The organism is Patulibacter brassicae (genome assembly GCF_033949425.1).
GTDB lineage: Bacteria > Actinomycetota > Thermoleophilia > Solirubrobacterales > Solirubrobacteraceae > Patulibacter > Patulibacter brassicae.
In genome coordinates, this window is record NZ_JAXAVX010000013.1 from 84,390 (window position 1) to 94,413 (window position 10,024).

Here is a 10,024-nt window from a genome sequence, read left to right on the forward strand (position 1 = left end):
CGGCCTGGCCGGCTACGGCTCCAGGCCGCCGACCGTCGCGGCGTCGACCCGCAGCTCGCTGAGGCGCTGGCCGACCCAGCGGTACGCCGCGGCGGCCTGCGGGTCGTCGTGGTCGCCGGCCAGGCGGGCGGCGTGGATCTCCGCGTTCAGGAGCGCGTGGTCCAGGGTGGTGGGGTCGGTCTGCTGGGGGTTCGCGGTGGTGCTCACGGTGCCGGCCTTCGTTCTGGGTGGTCTGGGCGGTGAGCGTCAGCAAGCCGGCGTCGATCGTTCCGGAGGTCCGGGGGACGAAGAATTTTCGCCGCCCCCGCACTGGGCGATCGGCTGGTCGGTGCGGGGCGGTTGCGTCGGTGGGGGCGGTCTTGTTGGTAGGGCGAAAAATCTTCGGGAGGAGGGCCGGAGGGGCGGGCGGCGTCGGCTAGCGTGAGCGTTCCGTCCAGGCCGCACGGAACGAAGGCCCCGCGCCGCTCCGTCGCGCGAAGGGCCCCCTTTCTCGTCCGGCTTGGGCCCTCACCCCGGCGCCCACCCCGTTCCTCCTTCGGACCGGCCGCCTCCCTGTGCTCTTCGCTCGCGGCCCCCTGTTCCGCCGTTCGCCCCCCGTGCTGTTGTCGTGTCGTGTCTCGCTGACCGTCGCGCGGTGCGTGCCGCTGGCGGAGGGGCCCCGGCGCGTCGGGGCCCCCGTGTCGGCTGCCGGCGGCCGCTATCCGAGAAGCCGGGCGGTGTGGATCGTCGGCTGGGTCGCGAGCAGCCAGCCGTCGTGCTGGTGCAGGAGGCCGTAGCTGGCCAGCTCGTCGATCGCGACATCGATCGGGTCGTGGTCGACGAACGGCGCGTCGTCGGGGACACCGAGGCGGGTGCGCAGCTCGCCGCGGGTGACCGGGGTCGGGTGCAGGTCCAGCAGCACGAGCAGGACGGCGGACTGCATCTGGTCGGGGTCCGGGGGGAGCGTCGGGTTGGTCATGCTGCTTCCTCGCGCTCCCGGGGCCCGTGCTGGTCGAGGATGTGGTCGACGGCCTTCTGCGCGCGCTGCGCGGCGAGCAGGACGAGCTTGGGGTCACCGGTGACCCTTCGGCGCCAGCCGTCGATGTAGGCGGCGTGCTGGTCGTGCAGGTGCGGGGTGTCGATGCGGGCGTGGGCGCAGAGGAACGCCGCGCCGATCTCGGCGGTCAGCTCCTCTCTGGCATATGCCTGGCTATCGCGCCGGGCGGCCTGGGTGAGGTCGAGGCGGTGCAGGCGGGCGGGCGCGCCGGTAGAGTGGACGAGTTCGTGGAAGAGCGCCGCGTGCCACCGTGTCGGCTCGGGAAAGCGGTGCCGGTCGGGCATCCGCACGAGGTCACGAGCCAGGTCGTAGAACGCCTGGATTCCGCCGGTGGTGATCGTCGGCGGGTTGGGGTAGCGGGCGACGAGGTCCTCGCAGACCGGGAGCGGATCCCAGTCGGGCTCCTCCCGGGTCGCTTGGAGCACGGGGTGGTCGTCGAGGCCGTCGACCTGGTCGGTCGCGTTGAAGACGTGGTAGATCCGGCCGAAGACGACCTTCGCGGCCAGGCCGCCGTTGGGGTGGCGGACGATCTGGCGGCGCTCGCGGCGGGCCTCGTCGAGCTGGGTCTGGGTGCGCAGGCGCTTCAGCGTGTCCTTCCAGACGACGATCGGCGCGCTGTGCTCGCCCTTGCGGACCTGGCCGCCGAGCTTGCGGACCTGGTGGTAGGTCACCCACCACGGCGAGCCGCAGTCGGCGCTCCACAGCAGCGTGACGTTGATGCCGCGGTACGCGGCGCCGGTGGCGAGGTTGCGCGGGAACGGGTCGAACCCGCTGGTGGACCAGGGCCGCTGCCACGGGACGGTCCCGTGGTCGAGCTGGTCGAGGATCCGCGCGGTCACGGCCTGGGCGACGTCGCGTCGCGCCGGCGTTCGGGGCTTGGGGCTGGTGGTGGTCATGTCAGATCAGGCCGTCGTCGAAGTCGGTCGGGGCCCACGGCTCGTCGGGCTGCCAGGGCTCGTCCAGGTCGGCGAGCCAGCGGGGGTCGAGGCGCTCGTCGTCCAAGAGGTCGTCGAGGAGGTCGGGGTGCAGGCGGGAGGCGTCGAACGACGGGTCGTCGTCGGGGAACGCGCAGACGGTGGGAGTCACGGGGGTGCTCCTGTTCGTGTGGTGCGCGGGGCGGGCCGCGACCCGTTGTGGGGTCGCGGCCCGAGACCCGCCGGGGTTAGGCGGCGACCGGCGCGGGCTCGGTCTTGCGGGGCTTGCGCTTGGCCGGAGCGCTGGTGGCGGGCTCCGGCGGGGCGTCCTGCGGAGAAGCGGTGGCCTCGGTGCTGGTGGGCCTGGGGCCGTAGTCGATGTAGGCGCGCAGGAGCCGGAGGTCCAGTCGCGGCTGGCCGTGGCGGTCGGTGTAGATCTCGGCGCGCTGCAGGCCCTCGGCGACGACGTGCTGGCCCTTGACCAGGAACTTCGCGGCGCGCTCGGCGGCGTCGTCCCACTGATCGACGGAGAACCAGAGCGCCTGGTCGGAGAGGCGGCGGTCGTTGACGGCGACCCGGACGGTCGCGACCTTGTGGCCGCCGGGGGTCTCGCGGACCTCGGGGGTCTGGCCGAGGTAGCCGCTGATGGTGGTGTTGGACTGCATCTGGAGATCGGCCTTCTTTCTGGGGCTCGGGTGGTGGGCCGGTGGCCCTGTGTGACGCCCCGGAAGGCCGCCGGCCGACGAGCCCGGCGGAGGCCGAGCGCAGCGAGGGCGACCGACCCGTCGGGCTGGTTTGCGCCGACGAAGGAGGCGCGATCCCCTCTGGCCGAAGGCCCCTATCCCCGCAAACCAGCTCTGGCGGGTTGGCCGCAGCCGGGCGAGCGGCCGGCACACTGCAGGGAAGGAACAGTCAGGGCCCACCGGACCGCCAACCCGGCGTGTCCCAGAAGCGCCTGGACCCGGGCCCGTCCAACCCGGCCCGGCGCGTCCTCCCGCCTGGCCGCCCCACCCCGAGACCCCGGCACCCGCGCCCCCGACCCGGCCCGCCCTCGGCCCCGCTGCTCTCTCGCTTCGCGGATGTCTGGGCTCGGTCAGGACGTCCCGCCGCCCGGGGCCGGCTGCGATGCCTCGCCTCATGGGCGAGCGTCGTCCGTGCGACGCGGCGCGCGACGAGGCGCACCGCGCGGCTGGTCGCGGCGTTCCCGCCGGCCGGTCCTCGCGGTGCTCGGGCGGCCCGGCCCGCCGGCCCGTGCGTGGCGTGGGATCGTGCCGCGCGGGCTGTCCCCGGACGGGTCCGGGGCAGCGGGAGGGACGGGGTCAGTGGGGCAGGTCGAGGTCGACCCAGGCGGGGTCGTGGTCGGACCCGTCGGTGGTCTTGCGCCGGCGTCGGCCGATCCCGGACCCGGTCTGCCGCTCGGCCGCCCGGGGGTCCAGCCAGAGCTGATCGAACAACTCGTAGCTCGTCGACCCGCCGGTGCGGTAGCGGTGCGTCCACCGGACGCTCTGCGGCGGGTCGTCCTCCGCCAACCGGTAGGGCGGCTCCTCGACCGGGTCGGCGAGCCCGTCGACCAGGCCGGTCGGCGCGTCACGCAACGGCCGCAGCGGTTCGCTGTCGGGGGCGTCGTTCATGTCGCCGGCCACGAGGTGCGGCCGGTCCAGCCGGCGCCGCTGGAGGATCCGGGCGATCATCTCCGCCTGCCGGCCCCGGAGCAGGTCGTTGGCCCGCTCGACGCGTTCCCGATCGGTCGCGGTCTGGCCGCGCTCGTAGGGGATCAGTTGGCTCTTGAGGTGCGTCACCAGGCAGGTCGCGACCACCCGCTCGAAGCGGCTGTCGAGCAGGTCGACCTCCAGCAGGTCGCGCGAGAAGACGGGGCGGTCGGGCAGCTCCGGGTGGATCACGTGCTGCCAGCTCGTCACCCCACCCAACGGGATCCGGGAGAGCACGCCGACATCGATCCGCCGCGGGTCGTTGCCGTCGATGCACACGACGATCGAGTAGAGGCCGCCCAGCCCGCCGTGCTCGGGCGCCGCGGCGTTGAACTCGCGCAGCGCGTCGCGATGCTCGACCTCCTGCACCACCAGCACGTCGGCATCCAGGAGGCGGATCCGCTCCGCCAACCGGATCCGCTCGGTCAGCGGCTTGGGCTTCACCAGCCCACCGATCCCACCGTCCGTGCGGCCAAGGCTCCCATCCTCGTCAGGGATGACCTTCAGAGCTTGGGCGGCGATCTCCTCGCGCGAGGGCAGCGCGTCGAGCTGCACCTCGAAGTTGAACCGGTCGAACAGGTTGTTGAGGTTGAACGTCGCGATCCGCACTTTGGGCGCTCCCGTCAGTGCCGGCCCGACGTGTCCGGGGCGGTGCCGACGGTCGTGGTCGTTGCCTCGACGGTAGGGCGGGCGAACGATCGAGACGGTGAGCAGGTCGTGACCCTGCGCTCATCGGATCTCGCGCACATCGCGACTCGCAACACGGCAGGCACGACTGGTGGACGCATCGCGGGCACGTCGCTCCGGGAAAGTTCGCGGAGATCGCCGCGCCGGTCACGTAGGCAAGGCGCGTCACGGCGGACCCATCGGCGCCGCACGCGCAACAGCGCGACTCGCAACACGTGCAGGTCGGGTAGCCGCCCCGCCGACGCGAACACCACGCAAGGCGCGACGGCAAAGCGCCGGCGATCGCGCGCGTGACGCGGCGCGCGGCGCTCGTTCGTCTACCCCTCGGCGTAGGAGTAGGTGAAGGTGACGCGCTGCCTGCCGCGCTGGTAGGTCACGCGCGGGAACCCGGTCGTCGAGCGCCGCGTGCTGCGCAGCCGCCACCCCTTCGGACGAGCGCCGTGTCCGGCACGCGCGACCGCCAGCCGCTTGACCCGGCGACGCGCCGAGGCGCATCCCAGCCCCGTGGCGCGGATCTGCCGGGCGGTGACCTCCCAGCCCAGGCCGCCCGAGAGCGAGCCCTTCGCTTGGACGGTGCCGCTGCACGCTCGCGCCGCGGAGGCCGCCGTGGGTACCGCCAGCGCCGTCACCACGGTCGACGCCCCGATCACGACTAGCGACATCAGCCGAGCACGCATCCGCGCGAGAATAGCCATGAGTTGAGCGCGCTTGGATGACGACGGCGCGGGACCCCGACTCGACAGCGCGAAGAGGGCCCGCGAACCGTCAGCTCCGCCGGTGGCGGTGCGCGGCCGCGACAGCGTCGTCGTTGCGGTCGACCTCGCCCGCGCGCAGGTGCCCCGGTCCGCGAACGGCCAGCGGCAGAACCGGGGGCTCGCGTCGCGTCCCCCGGCGGCGTCGCGCGACGGGCGGTGGCGGACTTTGGCGGACGCAGCCGGGATCAGTCGCCGCTGCGCGCGCGGTTGATCTGCTCGAGGGTGGCGTCGTGCTCGCGACCAAACACGGCGTCGACGAGCAGGTAGCTCTCGGGAGTGCCGTCGAAGACGGCGCGCACCGTCACGGTCGCCTCCTCGCCCCACGACTCGGTCCCGTGGAGCACGTGGAGGTCGACTCCGCCGATCTCCTGCCCGACGGTCAGGTGGGTGAGCGGCTCGTTGGTGCTCATCGCTGGACGGGGAGATCGCCGCCGCGGACGGCGTGGCGGTCGAGATCGCGGTCCAGGCGGCTGGAGCGCGGCCGGGTGCGCATCGCGTCGATCTGCCGCGACGCCTCCCGCCGCGTCGTCGGGACGGTGAAGCTGGTGCCGGTGCGCTCGGCGAGCGTGCGCAGGTACGCGAGCTGCCGCGCGGTCGGCGACCGGTCGGTCGTTGTGGTCGGGTGGTCGGGTGCGGGCATGGGTCGCCTCCCGCCCCGGCCCTCGAAGACCACCGCCAGACGGAGGCCGGCTCGCGGGCGGGCAGGTCACGGGTCGATGCCGGCCAGATGCGGGCCGGGGCGACCATGGCGACCCCGTCCGCACCCGACCCGCCACGAGATCACGCCGCCTGCGACTCCTCGCCGGACCGGTCCCCATGCTCCTCGGACGATCCCTCGTGCGGCTCACCGTCATGGGCGGTCGAGGTCGTGGTCGTGTCGTGGGCGTCCGTCGCGGCCGCGTCTCCGGTCTGGTCGGGGCCGGTGTTCGGCTCGCTCTCGCGGAGCTTGCGGCGCACGTCCCAGACCTTCGGGTCCCACGGCCCCCACGCGCGCTTGGCGTCCTCGACCACCTGCGTGCGCTCGTCTTCGCTCAGCTCGCCGATCCGCTCCAGCGCGGCCTGCACGCGCTGCGCGGCCTCGCGACGCTCCCGCCGCCCGCGCTCCTGGGTGGCCAGGAACGCACGGCGCTCCTCTTGCACCGGGGCGGTCAGGTGTCCGGGGAGCCGGTCGGTGCAGATCTCGTCGATCAGGTCGACGGTCTCCTGCTCCCACGGCGTGTGCTCCAGCCGCGGGAACCGGTAGGTCGACCGGTTGGACCTCGCGACCGCGTGCTCGTCGGCGTAGCGCGCCAACGCGATCAGGGAGAACAGGCGGCCGGTGATCTCGCCGACCGTCGTGGCGCCGTTCAGGAACTCGATCGCCTTGCGGCGGCTGTCGCCGAGGTCGGGGTAGGTGACCTTCGCCTTCCCGGCCTCCGTGGCCTCCTCGACCGGCCAGCCGGGCAGGCAGTAGCGGGCGCCGCGCATCGCCAGGCCGGGCAGGTCCAGCAACGGGATCGTCGCCAGCAGGACCTTCAGACTCCGCTCGTCGAGCTTCAACCGCACCAGCGACCGCAACACCGCCGCGCCCAGCTCCTCGTTGTGCGCCCGTGCCTTGCGGCGGGCCTCCAGCTCCTGCTGCCGCTCCCGACGGCGCTGCTCGGCCTGCTCCTCCGGCGACAGCTCAGGAGCGTCAGGGGATCCGTCGTCGTTGCGCGCCTGCGTGTTGGTGGCGTCCGCGTCGGTCGCGTCGCGCTGCTTGGCGGCGTCGCGCTGGCGCTTGGCGACCTTGCGCGCGTGCTTGACCGCTGCCTTGGTCTGGTCCGTGAGGACCTGGACGAGGACGTCCTCGCCGATCAGCAGGTGCGAGAACCCCCGCGGATGCGAGACCACCGCCCCAAGCGAGCGCGCGTGGTCTAGCCCCTCGCGCGTGACCCGCACCGTGGCCTTGCCCGGGTCGACGCGCCGCAGCTGCGCCAGCTCCCGCAACTGCTTGCGCGCCTGCTCCGGCAACGGCAGGGCCTTCGGATCCACGGGCTCGTTCGGGTCATAGACGCCGGCCGGCAGCCGGGTGCCGGGACCCTGGTAGTCCAAGGTGAGCGCGCCGATCGGGTCCTCGACCGCGGCCGGCCAGTCCAGCGGCTCGACCCACGACTGGGCCGGCTTGCCCTTCCGGACGCGGGCGACGAGCACGGCGGGCAGCTCGGGGTGGGCCTGCGCCAACCGGGCCAGCGGCTTGACCGCCGAGAGCGGGATCTCGCCGGTCGCGACCTGGGGGTGCAGATCCTGCGGGATCTTGAGGATCTGGAGCCGGTCGGCCACGAGCTTCTGCGTGACGGAGAACTGCTCGGCGATCTGCCGACGCCCCCACCCCGCAGCCTTCAGTCGGTCGAAGCCGTGGGCGATCGCGACAGGGTCGAGGTCCTCGCGGGCGAGGTTCTCCGCCAACGCCAGCTCCAGGCCGCCGGTGCGCTCGTCGACCGCGCGGACGAGGACGGGGATCGTGGCGTGGCCGGCCTGCTCGGCGGCGCGGTAGCGGCCCTCGCCGGCCACCAGCCAGTATGTCTCCGCATCCGGGGCGGTCGGGGTCACCAGGACGGGCGCCAGCACGCCGTCCTGCGCGATCGAGAACGCCGTGCGGCCGAACCGCTCCTCGTCCCGACGGGTCCGCGGGTTGAAGTTCTCGCGCACCTGGATCCGGTCCAGCTCGATCACCCGCAGGTCCGGAGCCCCGGGCGTCGTCGTCTGCGGCGTCGTCTCCTCGGGGACGGACGCGGACGTCGTGCTCGTCGTCTCCTGCTGCTGCTCGGTCTCGTGGGTCTGCTCGGTGGTGGCCATCGGCCTCAACCCCTCTCGGGTTCCGGTGGGCCCCGCCCGGTGCGGGACCGCGTTGCAGGGCCGGGACCGGCACGCCCGCCCAGCACCACCCCGACCCGGAACCACGAGCGCCGCCGCGCAGCAGGCCGGGGTGGTGCGGCCGGGCGGGCGCGCCACCATCCCGGCCCAACGCGATCCTGCACCGGGCCCCGCACCACCACCGCTCTCTCGAGCACCATTCCCGGGAAAGCGATCATCGACGCCGCGGCGACGGAGCAGTCCGGTCGACGAGTAGGTCGATCAGGTCCCGCTGTAGCTCGACGAACCCATGGCCGCGTAGCTGCCGGCTGAGCGTCGCGGCGGCGAGGTCGTACACCGACCCGCCGCGCCGGCACCCGAAGCAGAACCACCCTTGCTCCGGGGTCTCGTAGACGTGCAAGGACGGCGTGTCGTCCTCATGCAACGGACAGCGGACCTTTCGAGACCTCGGAGGGACCGTCTGGCGGGTCAGCGTCTCGACGTAGACCGCTGGGGCGATCGCCTCCAACGCCCGCACCTTCGCCGAGACCGCCGCCCGCCGAGCACGCTGCCGCTCTCCGCCTGGTGTAGCGGCAGGACCGCGTCGCGGCCGGGGAGACGGGGTCGGGCTCGGCGCCGTCAACAGCCGGAGGTCGGCGAGCCGCACCGCCGCTGCCCCGGTCGGTGGCCCGCCGTCGATGAGCACTGGGGTCGGGGTCGGTGGCTTGTGGTTCAGCGTGCCGGCCAGCCGCAGGATCCGCGGCGCATCACCAGCGCGGAGGTCCCCGCCGAGCTGGACCGCCAACCCCATGTTCAGGTCCTCCAGCTCGTCCAGCGCGACCGGCTCCTCCAGCCGCCAGTACAGATGCCGATGCCCCGGCGACCCCGACGCGACGACCAACGACGGCGCGGGAATGTCTGCGGCCTCGAGCACCGTTGCGGCATCCTCACGGTCCAGATCGACCCACGCCACCGCCCCGGTCTCGGGCAGGTCGGCCCGACGACCACCCCGCCGCGTGCGCGGCAGCACCCCGACGTAGACGTCGTGCCGCGTGGCGGCCTCGATCCCGAACGCCGCAGCCGCTTCGAGGTCGCTGGCCGCCCGGAACCGCTGGGACCACCGACCGGTCCGTGCGTCGCGCAGGCGCAGCTCCACCAGGCCCGCGCGGTCCTCGAACAGCAGCTGAGCCGGACCGGGTTGCGTGGAGGCCGTTCTACTTGGGTCAGTTGGGAACGGTAGGAGACTCGGCGGCGGCAGCGATCGGAGCGAGCGCGTAGCGCGAGCGAAGATCGCTGCCGCCGCGCGCCGCGTCGTGCCAGGCCTGTTCGTGCTCGATCGGCGGCACGTCGTCGAGCGCGCTGTGCAACCGGGAATGGTTGTACCAGCCGACCCACTCCACGATCGCGAGCTCTAGCTGACTCTTCGTGCGCCAGACGCGGTCGGCGATCAGCTCGGTCTTGAACGTGTCCACGAAGCTCTCGGCCATCGCGTTGTCGTAGGCGTCGCCGACGCTGCCGATCGACGCCAGAACACCGTGATCGACGAGTGTCTGCGTGAACTCGCCGGAGGTGTACTGGGACCCGGCGTCGCTGTGATGGACCAGCTCGACGTCGGCGCCGCGCTGGCGGGTCCCGAGCGCCATCTGGACGGCGTCCTGGACGAGGCTGGTGCGCATGTGGTCAGCGAACTGCCAACCGACGATCTTGCGGGAGAACACGTCGAGCACGAAGCTGAAGAACACCCGGCCCTCCCAGCACCGCGCATAGGTGAAGTCCGCGACCCACAACCGATCGGGGCGATCGGCGGCGAAGTCGCGGTCCACGCGGTCCGGTGCCCGCGTTGCGTCGGGGTCCGGGATCGTGGTCCGCCACGGCTTGCCGCGGCGCTTCGCGCCGACGAGGCCGTCGTGGCGCATCAGCCGCTGCACCTGGCAACGCGCCACGGGCTCGCCCGCGCGTCGCAGCGCCTTCCACATCCGGCGGTACCCGTAGGCCGCGTAGTTCTCGGCGTGCATCTGCCGGATCAGGTCCAGCAACCGCTCATCCTCCTGCTGGCGAGCGGACGGCGCCCGGCTCTTGCGGGCGTAGTAGCCCGACACCGACACCCCG

At 73.2% G+C, this 10,024-nt stretch carries 12 protein-coding genes; all 12 read right to left on the reverse strand.

Annotation, left to right across the window (positions count from 1 at the left end):
- Nucleotides 1-12: 12 nt before the first annotated feature.
- Nucleotides 13-207 carry a hypothetical protein gene (locus SK069_RS17500; protein ID WP_319955547.1) on the reverse strand — a complete coding sequence of 65 codons (195 nt, stop codon included), beginning with the start codon at nt 205-207 and terminating at the stop codon, nt 13-15.
- 490 nt (nt 208-697) lie between these two features.
- Nucleotides 698-958 carry a hypothetical protein gene (locus tag SK069_RS17505; protein WP_319955548.1) on the reverse strand — a complete coding sequence of 87 codons (261 nt, stop codon included), beginning with the start codon at nt 956-958 and terminating at the stop codon, nt 698-700.
- On the reverse strand, nt 955-1,932 hold the full coding sequence (locus SK069_RS17510; protein ID WP_319955549.1) for an ArdC family protein: 978 nt from the start codon (nt 1,930-1,932) through the stop codon (nt 955-957). The genes SK069_RS17505 and SK069_RS17510 overlap by 4 nt, the downstream gene beginning before the upstream one ends.
- A gap of 1 nt (nt 1,933) precedes the next feature.
- Nucleotides 1,934-2,122 (reverse strand): hypothetical protein, encoded by a 189-nt coding sequence (locus SK069_RS17515; RefSeq protein ID WP_319955550.1) that lies wholly within the window; start codon nt 2,120-2,122, stop codon nt 1,934-1,936.
- Nucleotides 2,123-2,198: 76 nt separating this feature from the next.
- Complete coding sequence (locus SK069_RS17520; protein ID WP_319955551.1) at nt 2,199-2,615, reverse strand: single-stranded DNA-binding protein; 417 nt, start codon at nt 2,613-2,615, stop codon at nt 2,199-2,201.
- Nucleotides 2,616-3,269: 654 nt separating this feature from the next.
- Entirely contained in the window at nt 3,270-4,268 is a 999-nt protein-coding gene (locus tag SK069_RS17525; protein WP_319955552.1) for an endonuclease/exonuclease/phosphatase family protein, read from the reverse strand.
- Between the two features lie 395 nt (nt 4,269-4,663).
- Nucleotides 4,664-5,023: a hypothetical protein gene (locus SK069_RS17530; RefSeq protein ID WP_319955553.1), complete on the reverse strand. Its 360-nt coding sequence runs from the start codon at nt 5,021-5,023 to the stop codon at nt 4,664-4,666.
- Nucleotides 5,024-5,286: 263 nt separating this feature from the next.
- Complete coding sequence (locus SK069_RS17535) at nt 5,287-5,511, reverse strand: hypothetical protein (RefSeq protein WP_319955554.1); 225 nt, start codon at nt 5,509-5,511, stop codon at nt 5,287-5,289.
- Complete coding sequence (locus tag SK069_RS17540) at nt 5,508-5,741, reverse strand: DUF3072 domain-containing protein (RefSeq protein WP_319955555.1); 234 nt, start codon at nt 5,739-5,741, stop codon at nt 5,508-5,510. Before SK069_RS17540 ends, SK069_RS17535 begins: the two co-directional genes overlap by 4 nt.
- A gap of 140 nt (nt 5,742-5,881) precedes the next feature.
- Nucleotides 5,882-7,918, reverse strand: a complete 2,037-nt coding sequence (locus SK069_RS17545) for a ParB/RepB/Spo0J family partition protein (RefSeq protein WP_319955556.1) — start codon at nt 7,916-7,918, stop codon at nt 5,882-5,884.
- 232 nt (nt 7,919-8,150) lie between these two features.
- The gene (locus SK069_RS17550) at nt 8,151-9,071 is read right to left on the reverse strand and encodes a CHC2 zinc finger domain-containing protein (protein WP_319955557.1); all 921 of its coding nucleotides are present in this window, start codon (nt 9,069-9,071) and stop codon (nt 8,151-8,153) included.
- A gap of 67 nt (nt 9,072-9,138) precedes the next feature.
- Nucleotides 9,139-10,024 (reverse strand): IS3 family transposase (locus tag SK069_RS17555; RefSeq protein ID WP_319955558.1); only part of this gene is annotated, 886 nt, incomplete at its 5' end.